This is a genomic window from Phenylobacterium sp. (assembly GCF_035944335.1).
GTDB lineage: Bacteria > Pseudomonadota > Alphaproteobacteria > Caulobacterales > Caulobacteraceae > Phenylobacterium.
This window is the reverse complement of sequence record NZ_DASZBG010000010.1, coordinates 171239-189978: the sequence shown is the minus strand read 5'-3', so window position 1 is coordinate 189978 and position 18740 is coordinate 171239. Positions and strand designations below refer to the sequence as shown.

The following is an 18740-nucleotide window of genomic DNA, read 5'->3' as shown; positions in this document are numbered from 1 at the left end:
CCTCCGCGGAGGTCGGGCCTACCGTCCGGCCAAAGCCATCACAGCGAGGCCCCCATGCTCTACGCCCTGCTCTGCTACAACTCCGAAGACGTGGTCTTCTCCTGGAGTCAGGCCGAGGACGACGCGGTCATGGACCGCCTGCACAAGGTGCAGAGCAAGCTGCACGACGCCGGCAAGCTCGGACCGTCGCTGCGGCTGATGGCGACGACCACGGCCGCGACGCTGCGCAAGTCCGATCCGCCCGTGGTGATCGACGGCCCGTTCGCCGAGACCAAGGAGCAGCTCTTGGGCTTCTACGTCGTCGACGTGGAAAACCTCGACGAGGCGGTGGCCATCGCCAAGGACCTGGGGGCGGCCAATCCCGGCGGCTCCTACGAGATCCGCCCGATCCGCCTGTTCCTGCCCGGCGCCCTGCCGCAGACCGCCACGGCCACGGAACACGCATGAGCGGCGACCTCGCCTGGATCGAGGGGGCCCTCACCTCGGCCCGCCCCCAGGCGATCGGCGCCCTGCTGCGCTATTTCCGCGACCTCGAGACCGCAGAGGAAGCCTATCAGGACGCCTGCCTGCGGGCCCTGAAGGCCTGGCCGCAGAACGGGCCGCCGCGCGACCCGGCCGCCTGGCTGATCATGGTCGGCCGCAACGCCGCCCTCGACCAGGCGCGCCGCCGCAACCGGCAGACCGAGCTGCCGTCCGAGGACGTGCTGTCCGACCTCGAGGACGTCGAGACGCCGATGGCCGAGCGGCTCGACACCGCCAACTACCGCGACGATATCCTGCGCCTGCTGTTCATCTGCTGCCATCCGAAACTGCCGGCGACCCAGCAGATCGCGCTTGCCCTGCGGGTCGTGTCAGGGCTGTCGGTGAAGCAGATCGCCCGCGCCTTCCTGGTTTCCGAAGCGGCCATGGAGCAGCGGATCACGCGGGCCAAGCGCCAGGTCGGGGCCGGCGACACGCCCTTCGAGACGCCCACGCCGGAGGAGCGCGACGGGCGCCTCGTGGCGGTGATGGCGATGATCTACCTGGTGTTCAACGAGGGCTATTCCACCGCCGCCAAGGACGCCGTCGCGCGCATCCCGCTGTGCGATGAGGCGATCCGGCTGGCGCGCCTGCTGCAGCGGCTGTTCCCCTCGGAGCCGGAGGTGATGGGCCTGAGCGCGCTCCTGGTGCTGCAGAACAGCCGCTGCGCCGCGCGCTTCGACGCGGAAGGCAATGTGGTGCTCCTGGAGGACCAGGACAGGTCGCTCTGGAACAAGGAGCTGATCAACGAGGGCCTGGCGCTGATCGACAAGGCCATGCGCCACAACCGGCCCGGGCCCTATCAGGTGCAGTCGGCGATCGCGGCCCTGCACGCGCGCGCCCCGCGCGCCGCCGACACCGACTGGGCGCAGATCGAGGCGCTCTACCGCGCGCTCGAGCAGATGCAGCCTTCGCCAGTGATCACCCTCAACCGCGCCGTCGCGGTCGCCAAGGTGGCCGGGCCCGAGGTCGCGCTCGCCCTCATCGAGCCGCTGGAGGCGCCGCTCGGCGGCTATTTCCACTTCTTCGGCCTGAAGGGCGCGCTCCTGATGCAGCTCGGGCGCACGGCCGAGGCGCGCACGGCCTTCGACCACGCCATCGCGCTCGCCAACACGGTGGCCGAGGCGGCCCATATCCGACAGCATCTCGACCGGCTGCTGCGCGACAGCGCCACGGCGTGAGATTTCGACGGCCTGCTGTCGGCGGCGGCTGCGGATGTTCGTCCTTGGGGAAGAAACAGGAGGAATCCGAAATGACCACCGAGACCCTGGAAGCCCCCGCCGTCCAGCCGCAGGTGAAAGGCGGCGTCTCGCCCTATCTGACCATCGACGGCGCGGCCAAGGCGTCGGCCTTCTATCAGGCGGCCTTCGGGGCGCAGGAGGTGTCGCGCGTGAGCACGCCCGATGGCGGCAAGTTCATGCACATCCACCTCTACATCAACGACGGCTCGGTGATGCTGAGCGACCCGTTTCCGGAGCATGGCGCGCCCTTCGTCGCGCCGGCCGGCTTCATGCTGACGCTGGAGGTCGACGACGCGGACGCCTGGGCCGATCGGGCGATCAAGGCCGGCGCCCAGGTGGTCAACCCGATCGCCGACATGTTCTGGGGCGCCCGCTGGGGCACGGTCCGCGACCCGTTCGGGGTGGAATGGGCCTTCAACACGCCGAAGAAATAGCAAACCGCTGCGGCGGGGGAGGAACTCCATGAAGACGACCACGACCGCCGCCGCGGCAGCCTTGCTGGCGCTGGCCGCCTGTTCGAAATCGGCGACCATCGCGACCAACACCACGACCAACACGACCACGGCTGCGGCGGCGACGACCGGCGAGCCGGTGGTCGCCGGCAAGACCGACGCTCCGGCCGGGACCTATGCGATCGACCCCGCCCACTCGACGGTGGTGTTCAAGCTGAGCCACCTGGGCTTCTCGAAGTACACCGGCGGCTTCGCCAAGCTGGACGGCCAGCTGCAGTTCGATCCGGCCCATCCGGAGGCGATGCAGGTGACGGCGACCATCGATCCCAGGTCGCTGACCCAGCCGAGCCCGCCGCCCGGCTTCCACGACACCCTCACCGGCAAGGACTGGCTGGACGCCGCCAAGTACCCGCAGATCACCTTCCGCTCGACCAAGGTCGAGGTGACGGGCGCCAACACCGCCAAGGTGACGGGCGACTTCACCCTGCACGGGGTGACCAAGCCCGTGGTGCTCGACGCCACCTTCAACGGCGGCTATGCGGCCAACGCCTTCGACGGATCCCGCGTCGGCTTCTCCGGCAAGACCACGATCCGCCGCTCGGACTACGGGATCAGCTCCGGCATCCCGGCGCCCGGGACCAACCTCGGGGTCGGCGACCATATCGATGTGGCCATCGAGAGCGAATGGCACAGCGGCAAGCCGACCGGTCCCGCCCCGACGGCGCCGCCGCCGAAGGGCTAAGGCGCTAGCTCAGCGCCTTGCGCGTCTGCTCCCAATATTGGGCGCCGGTGATCAGGGTGACGAGCGCCGCCAGCCAGAAGAGGCTGTGGGCGAACAGCGCCACCGGGTCATGCAAACCGTCGGGCAGGCTGAAGGCGCCCCAGGCCGCCACCACCAGCTCGAAAGCGAGCGCGGTGAGCTGCAGGGTGGTCTTCCACTTGGCGAGCAGGGTGACCGGCAGCTTGACGCCCTTGCCGGCGCCGACTTCGCGCAGCGCGCTGACGGTGAATTCGCGGAACAGGATCAGGCCGGCGGGCAGCACCACCATCGGCTGGGGGCCCAGCGCCAGCAGGCCCAGCACCGCGCCGCAGACCAGCACCTTGTCGCCGATCGGATCGAGGATGGCGCCCCAGACGGTGGTGGCGTCCAGCTTGCGGGCCAGCCAGCCGTCGAAGAAGTCGGTCACCGCGGCGATCACGAAGGCGTAGACCGCCCAGCGCTCGAGGGCGAACTGCAGCGGCGGCTCCAGCCGGTCGGCCAGCCCCGGCACCGACCCCGACGCGGCGGCCAGCGCCACGAACATGAACAGCGCCAGGACCAGGCGCATCGAGGTCAGGATGTTTGGGAGGTGCTTCATGCGGGTCCGAGCGTGCGGGCAAAGGTCGGGTTCCGACCCTAGTCCCTAAGCTAGGCCTTGCGGAAGAAGTCGTGGATGCGCTGGGCGAGCGGCTCGCTGACGCCTTCGACCTTGGCCAGGTCCTCGACCGAGGCGCGGGCGACGCCGCGCGCCGAGCCGAAGGCGTGCAGCAGGGCGCGCTTGCGGCCGGGGCCGACGCCGTCGATCTCGTCGAGCGGATTGCGCTTCATCTCCATGCTGCGCCGCGTGCGGTGGGTGCCGATGGCGAAGCGGTGGGCCTCGTCGCGCAGCCGCTGCAGGTAGTAGAGCACCGGGCTCTTCGGCTCGAGCATGAAGTAGGGCTTGCCGGGGATGAAGAACCGTTCGAGGCCGGCGTCGCGGTCGGGGCCCTTGGCGACGCCCACCACGGCGATGTCGTCGACGCCGAGATCGGCCATGACCTCCATCACCGCCGAAATCTGGCCCGCGCCGCCGTCGATCAGCACGAGATCCGGCCGCACCGCGTCCGCGCCCTCCTCCTCTTCCTTGACCAGTCTGGAGAAGCGCCGGCGCAGCACCTCCTTCATCATCCCGAAGTCGTCGCCGGGGGTGATGTCCGTCCCCTTGATGTTGAACTTCCGGTACTGGTTCTTCTGGAAGCCCTCGGGGCCGGCGACGATCATCCCGCCGACCGCATTGGTCCCCATGATGTGGCTGTTGTCATAGACCTCGATCCGCTCCGGCGGCGCCTCCAGGCCGAAGGCTTCGCAGACCCCGGCCAGCAGCTTCGTCTGGGCCGAGCTCTCGGCCATCTTCCGACCGAGCGCTTCGCGCGCATTGATGACGGCATGGTCGACCAGCTGGCGCTTCTCGCCGCGTTGCGGGCGGCTGATCTCGACCTTGCGGCCGCCCTTCAGCGCGAAGGCTTCCATGAGCAGGTCGCGCTCCGACGGCTCGATGTTGACCAACATCAGCTTGGGGATCGGCTTGTCCTCGTAGAACTGGCCGAGGAAGGCGGCCATGACGTCGGGGTCCTCATCCGACTTGTCGACACGGGGGAAGTAGGCGCGGTTGCCCCAGTTCTGGCCGGCGCGGAAGAAGAACACCTGCACGCAGGCCTGGCCGCCCTCGGCGAAGAGGGCGAAGACGTCGGCCTCGTCCACCGTCTCGGGGTTGACCTGCGTCTCCTGGGCGATGGAGGCCAGCGCCCGGATGCGGTCGCGCAGTCTGGCGGCGCGCTCGAATTCAAGCTCTTCGGCGGCGGCTTCCATTTCCCGGCTCATCTGGCCCATCACCGCCCGGCTCTTGCCGCGCAGGAAGGCCTCGGCCTGATCGACGAGGCCCTGGTAGTCCTCGAGGCTGACGAGGCCGGTGCAGGGCGCCGAACAGCGCCGGATCTGGTGCAGCATGCAGGGCCGGGTGCGGGTCTCGTAGACGCTGTCCGAGCAGGAGCGCAGGAGGAACGCCTTCTGCAGGGTGTTCAGCGTCCGGTTCACCGCCCAGGCGCTGGCGAACGGGCCGAAGTAGTCGCCCTTGATGGTGTGGGCGCCGCGGTGCTTGCGAAGCTGCGCGGCGGGGTGCTCGCGGCGGATGACGATCTCGGGGAAGCTCTTGTCGTCCCTGAGCAGCACGTTGAAGCGGGGCTTCAGCTGCTTGATCAGGTTGATCTCAAGCAGCAGGGCGTCGGTCTCGGTGCGGGTGGTGATGAACTCCATGGCCCGGGTCAGGTCGACCATGTGGGCGATGCGCTGGGTGTGGAAGCGGCCCTGGGCGTACTGGATCACCCGCTTCTTCAGCGAGCGCGCCTTGCCGACATAGAGCACCTCGGCGTCCTCGCCGATCATGCGATAGACGCCCGGCTTGTCGGGCAGCCGCTTCACCTCGTCCTTGATCAGGGCCGCGCCCTTGAGGGGCGCGGCGGTCGTGTCGAGCATGGGCGAGATATAGGGCGCCTCGCGCGGGCGCGCGACGGTTCAGGGCGTGGCCAGGAACGCGTCAAGCGCCTCGGCGAACGCCTGCGGCTGGTCGAGCATGATGAAGTGCTGCGAATTGGCCACCAGCTTGGGCGTCACCGTAGGCGCCGGGGCATAGACCATCGGATAGACCTTCTGCATCATGCCTGCCGGCACGCCGAGCGGGACGTTGTCTGGGTAGAGCAGGACGATCGGCGTCTTGATCGACGCCAGGCCCGGGCGAAGGTCGAGGGTCATGTCCTCGTACATGGCGCGGCCGACCACGGAGCGGTCGCTCACGGCGCCCCATTCGGCGATCATGTGGACGCTGGCCGCATCCTTCGACATGGACTTCATCTGCGGCTCCAGCGAGGCCGCGGTCACCGGGCCCGCCGAAGCGGTCATGCCGTCGCGGATCTTGGCGGCCATGGGCCGCACGCTATCGGAGGTCGCCGCCGGATTCTGCACCGCGCCGAGGAACGGCAGGGCGTCGACGATCAGCACCTTGCGCAGATGATCGGGATGCTTCTGGGCGAGGTACAGCAGGGTGGTGCCGCCCAGCGAATGGCCGACCATGGTGGCGGGCGTCAACTTCTGCTCCACCAGATAGGCGTCGATGGCCTCGGCGGTCGGGACCAGCACTTCGCCCGTGGCGTTGGCCCTGGAGGGCTCTCCGGCGAAACCGGCGATCTGGATCAGGTGCAGCCGGTACCTGCCGCGCAGCCGCTCGGCGGTCGCCTTCCAAGTGGCCCGCGAGGAGGCCAACCCCGGGATAAACACCAGGTCGCGCCCCTTGCCGACGATCTCGTCGGAGAAGCGGTCGCGGATCACCATCCTGGAGTCCGCGAACAGCCTGTTGGGATCGGCGGCTTGCGCATGGGCGGCGGCGCCCAGGCTGATGGCGGCGAGCGCGGCCAGCGCGCCACGGCGGAGGATGGAGATCATTGGCGAGGTCCTCTCAGGTCTTCGGATTCACCAGCGACGCCATGGCGTCGAGGTAGCGGATGAAGGCGGTACGCCCCGCCTGCGTGATGACGGCCTGGGTCAGCGGTTTCTTGCCGACGAAGCTTTTGTCGATGGCGATATAGCCCGCATCTTCCAGCTTGCGCAGGTGGACCGACAGGTTGCCGTCCGTGGCCTGCAGCCGCGCCTTCAGGGCGTTGAAGTCGGCCGCCCCGGCGCTCGACAGGTAGGCCATGATCCCCAGCCGCAGCCGGCCGTGGATGACCTCGTCGAGACGCTCGATGTCGAAGTCGTCGGCCATGGCTCAGGCCGCCGCGCGCTGGGCCTGCCGCATGGCCAGGTAGCCCGGCAGGGCGACGAGACCCAGCAGGCTGACGCCGTAGATCAGGAACAGGGTGCGGACCTCGAGCCCATACCAGGCGCAGACCAGGGCCATGGCGAAGGCGCCGAAGCCGACGCCCCGCATCCATCCGGCCTGGGTCAGGATGCCGGCGACCGTCCAGGCGGCGCCATAGGTGGCCAGCACGATCGGACAGATGGCGGCCATGATCCACCAGCCGTTGGCGCGGTAACCCATCAGCATCAGGCTGAGCACGATGACGAACAGCGCCCAGCCCGCGCCGGCCCAGATCAGGCCCGCGGCCCGGTTCGTCTCGGTCTTGGCGCCCATCCGCCGACGCAGGGCGAAGAGCGCCACGAAGAACAGTCCGGTGCCGCCGAACCAGAGGGTCGGCATGAACAGCGGGCTCACCGGGTAGCTGGCGGCGAACCAGGTGGCAAAGGCGCAGGCGGCGTAGATCAGGCCCGCCGCCATCAGGATGGATCCGCCTTTCAAGGGCGCCTGCCGGCCGGCCTCGGCCAGGCTGCGCATGAAGGCGATGTCGTCGCGAATCGCTTGGTTGTGGTCGGTCATGACCGGTCTCCCCGTGTTGTCCCACAGGGTCTAGAGCACTTACTTTGCAATGTAAAGTACTTTGATCAGACCTTCACGAGGCCGCCGGCGATCTTGTCGTGCACCGCCTTGGTGAGCTTCACGTAGCCGCGCTTGGGGTCGTGGAAATAGAGCGGGCCCTTGACCTTGGCGGGATCGTAGCCGTCGGCCACCAAGTCCATCTTGCGCTGCTTGAAGGTGCCGGTGGTCTCCAGCTCCGGCAGGATGCGCACGAACAGCGGCTGGGCGTAGGGCGGCAGTTCGCCCGCCACATGCGCGCCCAGCGCCTTGATGTCGAAGCCGGGCGCCACCACCAGGGCGGCCATGCCGGCGCGGCCCTCGGCGCCCTCCACGGCCACCCCATAGACGCTGGCCTCGCGCACCGCAGGGCCGGCCTGCAGCCGCTCGGCCACCTCGTTGGTGGAGACGTTCTCGCCCTTCCAGCGGAAGGTGTCGCCGATGCGGTCGACGAAATAGAGATAGCCGTCGGCGTCCTGCTTCATCAGGTCGCCGGTGGCGAACCAGGCGTCGCCCTTCTCGAAGACGTCGCGCAGCACCTTCTTTTCCGAGGCGGCCTTGTCGACGTAGCCGGAGTACTCGGCCCGCGCGTCGCCGCCGATCTTGCCGATGCATTCGCCGATCTGGCCCGGTCCGCACTCAATGCAGAAGCCATTGGTCCCGCGGATCGGGCGCTCGGCCTCCACGTCGAACTGCGCGAGGCGGATGTTGAAGCGCTTGCGCAGCCACTTCGGCGCGCGGCCGATCGCCCCCTCGCGGCCGTCGAAGTTGAACATCGAGACATTGCCCTCGGTGGAGCCATAGAACTCCAGGATCTCGCCGATACGGAAACGCTGCTTCATCACCGGCCAGATGTCGGGGCGCAGGCCGTTGCCGAACGCCAGCCGCACCCTGTGCTTGGTCTCGTCGTCCACCGGCGGCTGGTTCACCAGATAGCGGCACAGCTCGCCGATATAGACGAACATGGTGCAGCCCTCGGCCACCACATCGGGCCAGAACTGGCTGGCCGAGAAGCGCTTCTTCAGCACCACCGAGCCGCCGTTCAGGAGCGCCGCGCCCATGGCGCAGAGCCCGCCGGTCGCATGGTAGAGCGGCAGCGTCACATAGATTCGATCCGAGGCTCTGGCGTCCGTCGCCCCGGCGAAGCCGCGCATGTACAGCTGCGCCCGGACGTGGGTGATCCGCGCGGCCTTGGGCATGCCCGTGGTGCCGGAGGTGAAGATCAGCAGGGCCGTGTCCTTGGCCCGCATGTCCTCGCGCACGACGCGGTCGGGCGGCAGTTGGCTGCAGCTCTTCAGGGCCTGGCTCAGGTCGCGCTGGCCGGCGTGCGCGGGCCCCAGCACCCATTGCTGCGGCGGCTTTTCGATCAGGCCCTTGGCGGCCTCGAAGACGGCCGAGGTTTCCGGGTCGACCACGATGTGGTTCGCGCCGGAGATGTTCAGGCAGTGCGCCAGCGCCAGGCCCGAGAGCTGGTTGTTGATCAGGGCGGTGACCACCCCGATCTTCGACAGCCCGTACCAGATGCAGAAGTATTCCAGCCGGTTGGGCATGAACAAGGCCACCGTCTGGCCGCGGCGCAGGTTCAGTCCCTTGCCCCAATGGGCGAAGCGGTTGGCGATGCCGTCCATCTCGGCATAGCTGACCGTGCGGCCTTCGAAGCTGATCGCCGGACGGTCGCGCCAGCGCTCTACCGCGGCCTGCAGGTCGTCGCAGGCGAGGTTCTCGGAGTCGGGCGCGATGGACTTCACCCGATTGAGCGTGCGGTTCAGGCCGCGCAGGAAGCGCCACTCCCGCTGGAGCTTGGCCTTCAGGCTCATTGGATTCTCCGACTTCCCGGGGGGCAGCTTGTGGTCGCCGCTCGGCGCCGGTCAAGCCGCCCGATCGCGCCTCTCGGTCGCGGGGGCCCTGGCAGTCAGAGCGCGTCCGGTCAGCCAGGCGACCACGAAAATCAGGAGCAGGCCCGCCGGCTTGGTCAGCTGGTGCATCACCACGGCATAGGCGACGACGAAGGCGAGCAGCACGAGATCGGCGGCCAAGGCCGTGAACCGGATCCGCGGCCGGTCCCGGTTGGTCAGCCAGATCAGGTTGATGGCGCCGCCGAACCACAGGCTGATGCCGCCGGTGACGAACCAGAGCGCCCGGCCGTCGAGCCCATGGAAGCTCATCGGCGCGACCACCAGGTTATGGATGGCGCCCAGAATCACGAGCAACCAGGCGGCCGCAAGGTCGAGCTTGGACATGACGCCTCCCGTCCGGCGCCAGACTAGCGCAAGCCGGACGCGTTCAAGAACGCCGATATCTCACAGAGAGAGCGATCGCGCTCAGGAGAAGCGTTCCCAGGCCGACTGCCGCGAGACGCCCAGCGCGCCGCCGACATCGGCCCAGCTGACCTCGCGGGCGCGCAGGGTGTCGACCAGCGACTGGAGGAAGTCCCGGTTGGCGTCCGTCGCCAGGTTGACCGAGCCCAGGAGCTCGATGAGGTCTTCGGTCGGGCCCTCCAGCGGATTGAAGCCGGAATACGGCCGGCCGGTCGGCGACCAGGTCCCATCCAGGATTCCGTCACAGAGCCGGACGCATTCGTTGCAGATGAACACCCCGCGTGGGCCGGCGATCAGCTTCTCCACCTTGTGCTGGGACTTGCCGCAGAACGAACAGTGCAGGGTCTTGGGCAGCGGCTTGCCCAGCGCCCGCTCCGTCTTGCGGCGCGCACGCACCTCGCCGGCCGATGGCTTTGGGGCAGAACCGCCCATGGTTGTCTCCGTCAGGGTGAACCTGACTGTCAGGTATACCCTTACACGACAGGCGTCAAACCCTTCGATCGGCCCGCGGCGAGCACCCATCGTCACTCGGCGTCCTCGCCGATTTTCCGCCACTATTGCAAAGCTTAGTGAGTCGCATTTGCTGTAGTCGTGTAGTAGTAACACCAATATGGGAACTCCAATGCACTATCTCCCGCGCCTGGCGGGTGTTCAATGGTCAAGCTTCTCTGATAATTCCTCGGAACCCTCCGGTCGCGGACCCGTTTGATTGCCTCGACACTATTCCCAGGAGGGACACACCATGTCCGTTGACTACACCCGGACCACCGACGGCGACGCGCCGCAGGAGTCCGACTCTTCCATGTTCGCCCCGACCCCGGTCTGGGATCGCAGCAAGAAAGCCCGCGCGACGCGGCGCAACATGTTCCAGGATACCCCGACCGACGAGGCCATCGCGGCCGGCGCGGCGACGGGCGCCCTGGCCGCTGACCCCGCGGCGGACGCCGCCGTCACCCGTGAGACCGCGATGAGCCCGACCGGCGAGGATGCGCCCTTCGTGGCGAGCCGCACCACCACCGTGCGCCGCAAGGGTTCGGTCGCTCCGGCCGCCGTCGGTGTCGGCCTCGTGGCCCTGGCCGCCCTGGCCGCCGCGGGCTGGTACGCCACCCGTCCGGCCGACCAGACCATGACCGCGGGCTCGACCACCACGGCGAGCTCGACCACCACCTCGCTGGCGGCCAATACGCCCCCGGCCGGCGCCAACCTCGCGGTCAACACCCCCACCGCCGACGCCGCGACCGCGGCCGGTCCGGCGGCCACCACCACGACCACGACCCATCACCGCGTGACCACCGCCACGCGCGAGGCGCCGATCGCGGTGACGCGTAGCCGTACGACGCGTAGCACCGCGGCCTCGCCCGAGCGCTCGGCCCGCAGCGCCTCGACCAACGGCGTGAACACCGGCGGCACCGCCCCGGCCCAGAGCTCGGTGGGCGCCGTGCCCTCGACGCCGTCGACCGCCACGCCGCCGCCCGCGGCGACCGCGCCGCCGGTGAACACCATGCCGGCGCCCGCGCCGACGCCGTCCACCACGACACCGGACGTGACCCCGCCCCCGTCCTCGTCGACGGCGACGACCACGCCTGCGACCCCTCCGCCTCAGTAAGCGCAAGCCGCTGAGGCAGCGGGCAAGGGCGGCCTCCGCGGGGGCCGCCCTTTTGCGTGGGCGCGACCCCATGCGTCGCCCAATGCGCGCCCGTGTCGCATCGCGGCGCGGGCCCGGCTTTGGCTATCTGCTGATCTACCGAACATCCGTCCGCAGGGCCGAGCGCAGGGGGCTGCCGATCATGATCAGCAAGAAGGATCTCGCCGAGTGGAGCTCGGCCGGCATGGTGTTCGTCTCCGGCGGCCTGGCCGGCCACTACGCCTCGCTCGGCATGAGCCCCGTCCAGTGGGCGGGCGCCGCCGCGGCGGTGCTGGGCTCGGTGACGGTCGCCGTCGTCGTCCGCGTCTGGCAGGCGCCGGTCAAGGCGAAGTCCAGCGTCGGCGACTAGGCCGCGACGGCGCTATTCCGCCGGCGCGACCGGAACCAGGATCTCGCCGCCGGTCTCGCGGAATTTCCGGGCCATCTCGTCCATCCCCGTGTCGACCTCGTTCTGGGCCAAGTCATTTTGAGATCTGGCGGCATCGCGGATGTCCTGGCTGATCTTCATCGAGCAGAACTTCGGGCCGCACATCGAGCAGAAGTGGGCGGTCTTGAACGCCTCCTTCGGCAGGCTCTCGTCGTGGAACTCGCGCGCGGTCTCCGGATCGAGGCCGAGGTTGAACTGATCCTCCCAGCGGAACTCGAAGCGGGCCCGCGACAGGGTGTCGTCCCAGGTGCGCGCGGTCGGATGGCCCTTGGCGAGGTCGGCGGCGTGGGCGGCGATCTTGTAGGCGATGACGCCCTGCTTGACGTCGTCGCGGTCGGGCAACCCCAGGTGCTCCTTCGGCGTCACGTAACAGAGCATGGCCGTGCCGAACCAGCCGATCATCGCCGCCCCGATGGCCGAGGTGATGTGGTCGTAGCCGGGCGCCACGTCGGTGGTCAGCGGGCCCAGCGTATAGAACGGCGCCTCGTGGCAGTGCTTCAGCTGCTCGTCCATATTGGCCTTGATCTTGTGCATCGGCACGTGGCCGGGGCCTTCGATCATCACCTGCACATTGTGCTTCCAGGCGACCTTGGTGAGCTCGCCGAGCGTCCGCAGCTCCGCAAACTGGGCCTCGTCGTTGGCGTCGGCGATGCAGCCGGGACGCAGGCCGTCGCCCAGCGAGAACGACACGTCGTAGGCCCGCATGATCTCGCAGATGTCCTCGAACCGCTCGTAGAGGAAGTTCTCGCGATGGTGCGCCAGGCACCACTTGGCCATGATCGAACCGCCGCGCGAGACGATGCCGGTGGTCCGCTTCGCCGTCAGCGGAATGAACGGAAGCCGGACGCCGGCGTGGATGGTGAAATAGTCCACCCCCTGCTCGGCCTGTTCGATGAGGGTGTCGCGAAACACCTCCCAGTTCAGGTCCTCGGCGACGCCGTTCACCTTCTCCAGCGCCTGATAGATCGGGACGGTGCCGATCGGGATGGGCGCGTTGCGGATGATCCAGTCGCGGATGTTGTGGATGTTGCGGCCGGTCGACAGGTCCATGACCGTGTCCGCCCCCCACCTGATGGACCAGACCATCTTGTCGACCTCGTCGGCGACGGTGGAGAGCACCGCCGAGTTGCCGATATTGGCGTTGATCTTGACCAGGAAGTTGCGGCCGATGGCCATCGGCTCCAGCTCGGTGTGGTTGATGTTGGCCGGGATGATCGCCCGGCCCCGGGCCACCTCGTCGCGAACGAACTCCGGGGTGCAGAAGTCGGGAATCTCGGCGCCGAAGCCCTCGCCGTCGCGGATCGCCGGATCGCCGGCCTGGCGGCGCAGGTTCTCGCGGATGGCGACATATTCCATTTCAGAAGTGATCACGCCGCGCCGGGCGTATTCCAGCTGGGTGACCGCCGCCCCGGCCCGGGCGCGATAGACCCGCCGGGGCGTCTTGAATTGCGGCGCCAGGTGTTCACCCTTCGCGAAGCCGTTGTCCTCGGGCTTCACGTCGCGCGGGGTCTCGACGATCTCCACGTCGCCGCGCGAGACGATCCACGGTTCGCGGACCCTGGAGAGGCCCTTGTCGATGTCGATCACCGCGCTGGGCTCGGTGTAGGGGCCGGAGCTGTCGTAGAGCGTCAGCGCCGGCTCGCCCGCGCTCGGGTGCACCGCCACTTCGCGGAACGGCACGCGGATATCGGGCCACAGGACGCCGGGCTGATAGACCTTCTTCGATCCCGGCCGCTCTCCGGTGGGGATGGCGGCGGGGTCCAGCTTGCCGGCGGGCTTGTTCATGGCGCGACACTCCAAGGCGCGGACGGACCATGCCGATGGAAGGGGCGTCAGGCGGGTCCCTTCCCTTCGCCGGCATGACCCGGATCAGGTTCGACGGGTCGCGGGGGACCACCCGCCTCTCAGCCGCTTCGTCGCGGCGCCCCGAGGAGGTGGCGACGTTAGGCCCGACGGGCCGCTCGCGCCAGCCAGATTTCCGCGGCGCGGCGGAACAAGCGCGGGCGTGCTAAGGTTCGTTGGTCAGCAGGAGATACGCCCATGAAGACGCTTGCCCTGATAGGCGCTTTGGGAGCCGCGATGACCCTGGCGGCCTGCGCCGAAGACTACGCCTACGCCCCGCCCCCGCCGCCGCCCTCCGCGGTGGTCTATGCCGTGCCGGCCGCGGCCGTGGCGCCGGCCTGTTTCTATACGCGCGACATCCGCAACCACACGGTGGGCGACGACCACACCATCTTCATCAACGTCGGCGGACGGATGGTCTACCGGGTCGAGACCAGCAACAGCTGCGTGGCCGGCGCGACCTCGTCGGATCCCCTGGTGATGCGCAATCCGCCGGGTTCCAACAGCGTCTGCCGTCCGATAGACCTCGACGTCGGCGTCAACATGGGCGGCTTCACCAACCACTGCATCGTCACCGCCATCGTCCCGATGACGCCCGATCAGGTCGCCGCCCTGCCGCCGAAACTGCGGCCGTAGCGGCGAGAATTTGGACAACGCCTTCTTGAATGCTAGGGCGAGGCCATGCACCTCGCCCGCTTCAATCCCGTCCGCTTCGCCCACCTGCCCACGCCCCTGGAGCCGTTGCCGCGGCTGAGCGAGGCCGTCATCGGCCCCTCGGGCGCCGGGCCCAACCTGTGGATCAAGCGCGACGACTGCACGGGCCTGGCCGGCGGGGGCAACAAGACCCGCAAGCTCGAGTACCTGCTGGGCGATGCGCTGGCCAATGACGCCGACACCCTGGTGACCCAGGGCGCGGTGCAGTCGAACCACGTGCGCCAGACGGCCGCCGCGGCCATGAAGTTCGGCCTTTCCTGCGAGATCATCCTGGAGCATCGCACCGGCTCCAACGCCCACGACTACAACCACTCCGGCAATGTGCTGCTGGACGAGCTGCTGGGCGCCAACATCCGCACCGTGCCGGCCGGAACGGATATGAACCGGATGCTGGCCGACGTCGCGGCCGAGGTCGCCGAGCGCGGCGGACGGCCCTATGTGATCCCCGGCGGCGGCTCCAACGTGATCGGGGCGCTGGGCTATGTGGAGTGCGCGCTGGAGCTGATCGGCCAGGCCAACGAGGCGGGGTTGGAGATCGACCGCATCGTCACCGCCACCGGCAGCGCCGGCACCCACGCGGGCCTGGTGGCGGGCCTGGCGGTCATGGGCGCCGACGTGCCCGTGCTGGGCATCGGCGTCCGCGCGCCGAAGGACGTCCAGGAGGCCAACGTCTTCAAGCTCGCCATCGAGACGGCCGACCTGCTGGGCCACAAGGACCGGGTGACGCGCGAGATGGTGGTGGCCGACTGCGACTTTGTCGGCGCGGGCTATGGCCTCGTCGACGACGCCGTCATCGAGGCCCTGAAGCTCGCGGCCCGCACCGAGGGCCTGCTGCTCGACCCGGTCTATACCGGCAAGGCCATGAAGGGACTGATCGCACTCTCGATGCTGGGCCGCTTCGACGGCGAGACGGTCGTCTTCCTGCACACCGGCGGCGCGCAGGGCCTGTTCGGCTACCAGACGGTGATGGAGGGCAAGCTCTGATGGGCGAGAGCCTCACCCTGGGCGTGCTCGGAGGAATGGGGCCGGCGGCGACGCTGGATTTCCTGCAGAAGCTGCAGGCCTACACCCCCATCGAGTCGGAACAGGACCACCTGCGGGTGCTGGTGGACATCAACCCCAAGGTCCCCGACCGCAACACGCCCGGCTCGCTGGCCGGTCCGGTGCTCGCCGAGATGGCCGGCGCCCTGCGCGGCGCCGGGGCCGAGGTGCTGGCGATCGCCTGCAACACCGCCCACGCCTACGCCGGCCTGATCCAGCGGGCCTCGGGCCTACCGCTCATCGACCTGATCGAGACCGGCGCCCAGGCCGCCGCGGGCACGGGCGCCATGCGGGCCGGCGTGCTGGGCACCAAGGGCGCGCTGAAGCTCTACCGCGAATACCTCGCGGCCCAGGCCATGGGCCTCGTCGGCCTGTCCGCCCAGGGGCAGGACGAATTCATGGAGCTGATCTACAGGATCAAGGCGGGCGACACCGGTCCTGAGGTCAAGGCCGCGATGGTGAAGCTGGCCGACGACCTGATCGCCGATGGCGCGGAGGTGGTGATCGCCGGCTGCACCGAGGCGCCGCTGGTGCTGGCTGCGAAGGATCTGAAGGTCGAGTTCATCGATCCGGGCGACCTCCTGGCGCGCCGCTGCGTCGCCGTGTGCCTCGGCCTGGAGCCGGTCCCCGCCCTGCCGATCTAAGCTGCGCGGCGTCGGACGGGCGTTCAGCGATGATTGTTCGCCGCGTCCAGCACCTTGCGGTTGGAGTCCGCCAGGATGCTGTCGGGGATCGAGGCGAGTTGGCTGGTGTCGATGCTGGGCAGCGCGCGTCCGGGCCTGGTGTCGGGGGGCGTCAGGCGAGGGGCGGCCCGCGTGGCCTGGATGTCCTGGATCGCCTGCTGGGCGCGCATCTGGGCGTCCAGCGACATGATCTGGTTCTGCTGCTGAACGAGCTGCTGGCGCTGCATCTCCTGCAGCGCCATGAGGCCGCTGTCCTGCGGCGTGATCGGACTGGCCGGGAAGCCAGGGACAGACGCGACCTGGGCCAGGGCCGGGGTCGCGAAACACAGGACGGCCAATAGAGCGAGGCTGCGCATGGGAAGCTCCTTCCGCCCCCGGCAGAGATGGGGCCAGGCGGGCTGTTGCGCTAGTCCCGGCGCGCCACGTGGAACCGCGTCAGCTCCTGCTTCGGCGCATCCCAGCCGGGGCTGAGCTCGACGGCCTTCTGATAGTCGAAATAGGCCGACTTCACGTCGTCGAGGCCCTCGTAGGCGAGCGCGCGGTTGTAATAGGCCTTGGCCGGCTCCTCGATCCCGAGGCCGATGCCCCTGTTCAGGTCGGCGAGGCCGTCGGCGAAACGGTGGGCCCCGATCAGCGCCGCGCCCCGGTTCACATAGATCTCGCCGAGCTTCGGCTCATAGCGCGCCGCCTGGTCGAAGTCGGCGAGCGCGGCCGGCATTTCGCCGCGCCGCAGCTTCATGATTCCGCGGTTCACGAAGGTGCCGGCCTTGTCGCGCGGACTCAGCATCTCGGTGTCCAGGGCCTGGGTGCAGATCGCCTCGGAGCGCTGGGCCGAGCCGCCGGCCATGGCCGCTTTGGAACAGGCCTCCGCCAGGCCGCCGCCGATCACCGTCACCGAGGCCTTGGCCGCGCCGGCGCTGAGCGCCACGGCGGCTATCGCCGCAAAGCCCGCCATCAATCGCCGCATCGCGATCTCTCCTGCGTCAGCCGCTGCGGAGACAAGATAGTGCCGCATACCGGCGTTCTGGAGAGACTCCTCCTCGCGAAGGGGCCTGTCAACGCAACAGCGCCAGCCGGCCTGGGGCTCAATCGTACTGGACGAGCACGAGGCAACCGGCCTTGGTGCTCCAGGCCTCGTGCCAGCCCTGCGGATTGCCGAGATAGTCGCCGGGGCCGAAGTCGCCGTAGCCGGCGGCGATATCGCCGGTGAGGATCAGGGTGTGCTCGAAGCTGCGGTGGCGGTGGCGCGGCACCGTGGCGCCCGGCTCGCAGCGGATCAGGAAGGTGCGCTTGCCCCAGAGCGGCTTGATCTGCACCCCGGGGGCGAGCTTGCGCCACTTGCCGGCGGCCAGCGGTCCGATCTCGATCCCGGCCGGAATGGGGGCTGCGAGCTGGCCGGCGATCTTCGCCCACAGGTCGGCCGGCGGCGAGATCGGCGGCGCGGCCAGCGACAGGCTGGCCAGCGCCTGTTCGGCCGGATCCGCCTCGAACAGCCGTGCGTCCTTCGCCTCGTGCGCCCTGCGGCTCATCGCTCCAGCTTCTCCTTCAGGGCGGCGCTCGCCCGCCGCACCCAGCTCTTCACCGTGCCCAGCGGCGCCCCCATCGCCTGGGCCAGTTCGGAATGGCTCAATCCGTGGACATACATGAGCACCAGGGCGTTCCGATGCACCTCGGGCAATTCGGCGAGCGCGTCGCGCAGGCGCGGGTGCACATAGTCGAGGTCGAGGGCCGGGGCCTCCAGGTCGGCCGGCAGGGTGCTGACCGCCCGCGGCCGGCGATCCAGGGCCACGCGGCGCACGATCACCGCCATCCAGGTGGACGGCAGGCCTTTCGCGGCGTCGAAGCGGTGGGCGTTGCGCCAGATCTTCACGAAGGCTTCCTGCACGGCGTCCTCCGCCAGGCCGGCGTCGCGCAGGATCCGGTAGGCGGAGCCGTAGAGGCGCGCACCCATGCGCCGATAGAGCGCCTCGGCCGCCGAACGCTCCCCGGCGGCCATGGCGTTCAGCAGCTCGGCAAGTTCGCCTTCGTGCAGCATCCGCCCCTCGCAGACGAGGGGAAGTGTTGGCCGCTCCGGGGCCTTTCGGCAACCGCCGATCGGCGAGCGCGGGACGCCTCCGTGGGCTATCGGCTCTCGGGGTCGGTCCCGCCCAGCACGCTGTTCAGCGTCCGCGTGTGGTGCAGCACCGCGCGCCGCAGCGCATTGCTCGGCAGGGCCGCGTAGGCCTCGAGCATCTCCAGGGCGCCATCAGCGGTCATCAGCGCATTGACCTGTTCGATCTCCTTCGGCGCGCGGTCGGGATCGAGCCCCTCCGCCAGATCGCCCAACCGGCACTTCAGCGCCCCGCCGATCTCCACCAGTCGCGAGAACGAGACGCGGTTTGCCCCGCGCTCGTATTTCTGGACCTGCTGGAACGAAACGCCCAGCACCTCGGCGAGGTCCTGCTGCGACAGGCCGAGGGAGCGGCGCCGCTCTCGGATTCGCTGCCCGATCGCGACATCCAGGCGGTGCGGCCCGTCGTTGGTCATGATCCCCACCAATCCTGGTTGCCAGCGCTCATATTGCGCTGCGGCGCCGGGCGATGTCATCACACGCGTCGCGTGTGGCTGTTTCTGGGCCAGTCAGGCGATCCAGACTGCGAAAGGCGCGCGCCGCGCCG

At 69.1% G+C, this 18740-nt stretch carries 22 protein-coding genes, 1 pseudogene and 1 riboswitch; of the genes and pseudogenes, 9 read left to right on the top strand and 14 right to left on the bottom strand.

Features of this window, described 5'->3' with window-relative positions:
* The first annotated feature begins 54 nt into the window (after positions 1-54).
* The 4 genes from VGT80_RS02355 to VGT80_RS02340 all read left to right on the top strand — a co-directional run bounded on the left by VGT80_RS02355 (position 55) and on the right by VGT80_RS02340 (position 2954).
* Positions 55-447, top strand: coding sequence for a YciI family protein (locus tag VGT80_RS02355; RefSeq protein WP_327452546.1), 393 nt, complete (start codon positions 55-57; stop codon positions 445-447).
* Positions 444-1700, top strand: a complete 1257-nt coding sequence (locus tag VGT80_RS02350) for an RNA polymerase sigma factor (protein ID WP_327452544.1) — start codon at positions 444-446, stop codon at positions 1698-1700. The genes VGT80_RS02355 and VGT80_RS02350 overlap by 4 nt, the downstream gene beginning before the upstream one ends.
* Before the next feature lie 71 nt (positions 1701-1771).
* A complete protein-coding gene (locus VGT80_RS02345) occupies positions 1772-2194 on the top strand; it encodes a VOC family protein (protein WP_327452543.1) in 423 nt (140 codons plus the stop codon).
* 28 nt (positions 2195-2222) lie between these two features.
* On the top strand, positions 2223-2954 hold the full coding sequence (locus tag VGT80_RS02340; RefSeq protein ID WP_327452541.1) for a YceI family protein: 732 nt from the start codon (positions 2223-2225) through the stop codon (positions 2952-2954).
* A 4-nt stretch (positions 2955-2958) separates the two neighbouring features.
* On the opposite strand, the gene pgsA is transcribed toward VGT80_RS02340, so the two are convergent.
* The 8 genes and pseudogenes from pgsA to VGT80_RS02300 all read right to left on the bottom strand — a co-directional run.
* Complete coding sequence (pgsA, locus tag VGT80_RS02335; RefSeq protein ID WP_327452539.1) at positions 2959-3570, bottom strand: CDP-diacylglycerol--glycerol-3-phosphate 3-phosphatidyltransferase; 612 nt, start codon at positions 3568-3570, stop codon at positions 2959-2961.
* A gap of 50 nt (positions 3571-3620) precedes the next feature.
* Entirely contained in the window at positions 3621-5483 is a 1863-nt protein-coding gene (uvrC, locus tag VGT80_RS02330) for an excinuclease ABC subunit UvrC (RefSeq protein ID WP_327452537.1), read from the bottom strand.
* A 39-nt stretch (positions 5484-5522) separates the two neighbouring features.
* Complete coding sequence (locus tag VGT80_RS02325; protein ID WP_327452535.1) at positions 5523-6446, bottom strand: alpha/beta hydrolase; 924 nt, start codon at positions 6444-6446, stop codon at positions 5523-5525.
* A gap of 13 nt (positions 6447-6459) precedes the next feature.
* On the bottom strand, positions 6460-6765 hold the full coding sequence (locus VGT80_RS02320) for a transcriptional regulator (RefSeq protein ID WP_327452533.1): 306 nt from the start codon (positions 6763-6765) through the stop codon (positions 6460-6462).
* A gap of 3 nt (positions 6766-6768) precedes the next feature.
* On the bottom strand, positions 6769-7377 hold the full coding sequence (locus VGT80_RS02315; protein ID WP_327452531.1) for a hypothetical protein: 609 nt from the start codon (positions 7375-7377) through the stop codon (positions 6769-6771).
* Positions 7378-7442: 65 nt separating this feature from the next.
* Positions 7443-9230, bottom strand: coding sequence for a long-chain-acyl-CoA synthetase (locus VGT80_RS02310; protein WP_327452529.1), 1788 nt, complete (start codon positions 9228-9230; stop codon positions 7443-7445).
* Positions 9231-9281: 51 nt separating this feature from the next.
* Positions 9282-9653 (bottom strand): hypothetical protein, encoded by a 372-nt coding sequence (locus VGT80_RS02305; protein WP_327452527.1) that lies wholly within the window; start codon positions 9651-9653, stop codon positions 9282-9284.
* A 309-nt stretch (positions 9654-9962) separates the two neighbouring features.
* A pseudogene (locus VGT80_RS02300) lies at positions 9963-10097 on the bottom strand (ClpX C4-type zinc finger protein); the annotation flags it as partial.
* Positions 10098-10473: 376 nt separating this feature from the next.
* Between VGT80_RS02300 and VGT80_RS02295 the strand changes: the two are divergent.
* Both VGT80_RS02295 and VGT80_RS02290 read left to right on the top strand, forming a co-directional pair.
* Complete coding sequence (locus tag VGT80_RS02295) at positions 10474-11337, top strand: hypothetical protein (protein WP_327452525.1); 864 nt, start codon at positions 10474-10476, stop codon at positions 11335-11337.
* A gap of 181 nt (positions 11338-11518) precedes the next feature.
* Positions 11519-11725 carry a hypothetical protein gene (locus VGT80_RS02290; protein WP_327452523.1) on the top strand — a complete coding sequence of 69 codons (207 nt, stop codon included), beginning with the start codon at positions 11519-11521 and terminating at the stop codon, positions 11723-11725.
* A gap of 12 nt (positions 11726-11737) precedes the next feature.
* Here the strand turns inward: VGT80_RS02290 and thiC are convergent, their stop codons facing one another.
* A complete protein-coding gene (gene thiC, locus VGT80_RS02285; protein WP_327452521.1) occupies positions 11738-13588 on the bottom strand; it encodes a phosphomethylpyrimidine synthase ThiC in 1851 nt (616 codons plus the stop codon).
* Positions 13589-13632: 44 nt separating this feature from the next.
* Positions 13633-13742, bottom strand: a riboswitch (TPP riboswitch).
* A 101-nt stretch (positions 13743-13843) separates the two neighbouring features.
* Here thiC and VGT80_RS02280 point away from each other — a divergent pair.
* From VGT80_RS02280 to VGT80_RS02270, 3 genes are read left to right on the top strand one after another with little or no spacing between them, the layout of a single operon-like run.
* Entirely contained in the window at positions 13844-14281 is a 438-nt protein-coding gene (locus tag VGT80_RS02280; protein WP_327452519.1) for a hypothetical protein, read from the top strand.
* Positions 14282-14326: 45 nt separating this feature from the next.
* Positions 14327-15343 carry a D-cysteine desulfhydrase gene (locus VGT80_RS02275; protein ID WP_327452517.1) on the top strand — a complete coding sequence of 339 codons (1017 nt, stop codon included), beginning with the start codon at positions 14327-14329 and terminating at the stop codon, positions 15341-15343.
* A complete protein-coding gene (locus VGT80_RS02270; RefSeq protein ID WP_327452515.1) occupies positions 15343-16044 on the top strand; it encodes an aspartate/glutamate racemase family protein in 702 nt (233 codons plus the stop codon). Before VGT80_RS02275 ends, VGT80_RS02270 begins: the two co-directional genes overlap by 1 nt.
* 23 nt (positions 16045-16067) lie before the next feature.
* Here VGT80_RS02270 and VGT80_RS02265 read toward each other — a convergent pair whose 3' ends face one another.
* From VGT80_RS02265 to VGT80_RS02245, 5 genes are all read right to left on the bottom strand, one after another.
* Positions 16068-16439: a hypothetical protein gene (locus tag VGT80_RS02265; RefSeq protein ID WP_327452513.1), complete on the bottom strand. Its 372-nt coding sequence runs from the start codon at positions 16437-16439 to the stop codon at positions 16068-16070.
* A gap of 50 nt (positions 16440-16489) precedes the next feature.
* Positions 16490-17050: a tetratricopeptide repeat protein gene (locus VGT80_RS02260; RefSeq protein ID WP_327452511.1), complete on the bottom strand. Its 561-nt coding sequence runs from the start codon at positions 17048-17050 to the stop codon at positions 16490-16492.
* Positions 17051-17168: 118 nt separating this feature from the next.
* Positions 17169-17612: a cupin domain-containing protein gene (locus tag VGT80_RS02255; RefSeq protein WP_327452509.1), complete on the bottom strand. Its 444-nt coding sequence runs from the start codon at positions 17610-17612 to the stop codon at positions 17169-17171.
* Positions 17609-18118, bottom strand: a complete 510-nt coding sequence (locus tag VGT80_RS02250; protein WP_327452507.1) for an RNA polymerase sigma factor — start codon at positions 18116-18118, stop codon at positions 17609-17611. Before VGT80_RS02250 ends, VGT80_RS02255 begins: the two co-directional genes overlap by 4 nt.
* An 86-nt stretch (positions 18119-18204) precedes the next feature.
* A complete protein-coding gene (locus VGT80_RS02245) occupies positions 18205-18609 on the bottom strand; it encodes a helix-turn-helix domain-containing protein (protein WP_327452505.1) in 405 nt (134 codons plus the stop codon).
* Between the last annotated feature and the right edge of the window lie 131 nt (positions 18610-18740).

What these genes read in the sequence shown, in the direction of transcription:
- VGT80_RS02350 (WP_327452544.1), top strand. Translation starts at nt 444, where the DNA reads ATGAGCGGCGACCTCGCCTGGATCGAGGGGGCCCTCACCTCGGCCCGC.
- VGT80_RS02305 (WP_327452527.1), bottom strand. Translation starts at nt 9,653, where the DNA reads ATGTCCAAGCTCGACCTTGCGGCCGCCTGGTTGCTCGTGATTCTGGGC.
- VGT80_RS02275 (WP_327452517.1), top strand. Translation starts at nt 14,327, where the DNA reads ATGCACCTCGCCCGCTTCAATCCCGTCCGCTTCGCCCACCTGCCCACG.
- VGT80_RS02310 (WP_327452529.1), bottom strand. Translation starts at nt 9,230, where the DNA reads ATGAGCCTGAAGGCCAAGCTCCAGCGGGAGTGGCGCTTCCTGCGCGGC.
- VGT80_RS02320 (WP_327452533.1), bottom strand. Translation starts at nt 6,765, where the DNA reads ATGGCCGACGACTTCGACATCGAGCGTCTCGACGAGGTCATCCACGGC.
- uvrC (WP_327452537.1), bottom strand. Translation starts at nt 5,483, where the DNA reads ATGCTCGACACGACCGCCGCGCCCCTCAAGGGCGCGGCCCTGATCAAG.
- VGT80_RS02355 (WP_327452546.1), top strand. Translation starts at nt 55, where the DNA reads ATGCTCTACGCCCTGCTCTGCTACAACTCCGAAGACGTGGTCTTCTCC.
- VGT80_RS02340 (WP_327452541.1), top strand. Translation starts at nt 2,223, where the DNA reads ATGAAGACGACCACGACCGCCGCCGCGGCAGCCTTGCTGGCGCTGGCC.
- thiC (WP_327452521.1), bottom strand. Translation starts at nt 13,588, where the DNA reads ATGAACAAGCCCGCCGGCAAGCTGGACCCCGCCGCCATCCCCACCGGA.
- pgsA (WP_327452539.1), bottom strand. Translation starts at nt 3,570, where the DNA reads ATGAAGCACCTCCCAAACATCCTGACCTCGATGCGCCTGGTCCTGGCG.
- VGT80_RS02255 (WP_327452509.1), bottom strand. Translation starts at nt 17,612, where the DNA reads ATGAGCCGCAGGGCGCACGAGGCGAAGGACGCACGGCTGTTCGAGGCG.
- VGT80_RS02250 (WP_327452507.1), bottom strand. Translation starts at nt 18,118, where the DNA reads ATGCTGCACGAAGGCGAACTTGCCGAGCTGCTGAACGCCATGGCCGCC.
- VGT80_RS02265 (WP_327452513.1), bottom strand. Translation starts at nt 16,439, where the DNA reads ATGCGCAGCCTCGCTCTATTGGCCGTCCTGTGTTTCGCGACCCCGGCC.
- VGT80_RS02245 (WP_327452505.1), bottom strand. Translation starts at nt 18,609, where the DNA reads ATGACCAACGACGGGCCGCACCGCCTGGATGTCGCGATCGGGCAGCGA.
- VGT80_RS02345 (WP_327452543.1), top strand. Translation starts at nt 1,772, where the DNA reads ATGACCACCGAGACCCTGGAAGCCCCCGCCGTCCAGCCGCAGGTGAAA.
- VGT80_RS02260 (WP_327452511.1), bottom strand. Translation starts at nt 17,050, where the DNA reads ATGCGGCGATTGATGGCGGGCTTTGCGGCGATAGCCGCCGTGGCGCTC.
- VGT80_RS02295 (WP_327452525.1), top strand. Translation starts at nt 10,474, where the DNA reads ATGTCCGTTGACTACACCCGGACCACCGACGGCGACGCGCCGCAGGAG.
- VGT80_RS02315 (WP_327452531.1), bottom strand. Translation starts at nt 7,377, where the DNA reads ATGACCGACCACAACCAAGCGATTCGCGACGACATCGCCTTCATGCGC.
- VGT80_RS02270 (WP_327452515.1), top strand. Translation starts at nt 15,343, where the DNA reads ATGGGCGAGAGCCTCACCCTGGGCGTGCTCGGAGGAATGGGGCCGGCG.
- VGT80_RS02325 (WP_327452535.1), bottom strand. Translation starts at nt 6,446, where the DNA reads ATGATCTCCATCCTCCGCCGTGGCGCGCTGGCCGCGCTCGCCGCCATC.
- VGT80_RS02280 (WP_327452519.1), top strand. Translation starts at nt 13,844, where the DNA reads ATGAAGACGCTTGCCCTGATAGGCGCTTTGGGAGCCGCGATGACCCTG.
- VGT80_RS02290 (WP_327452523.1), top strand. Translation starts at nt 11,519, where the DNA reads ATGATCAGCAAGAAGGATCTCGCCGAGTGGAGCTCGGCCGGCATGGTG.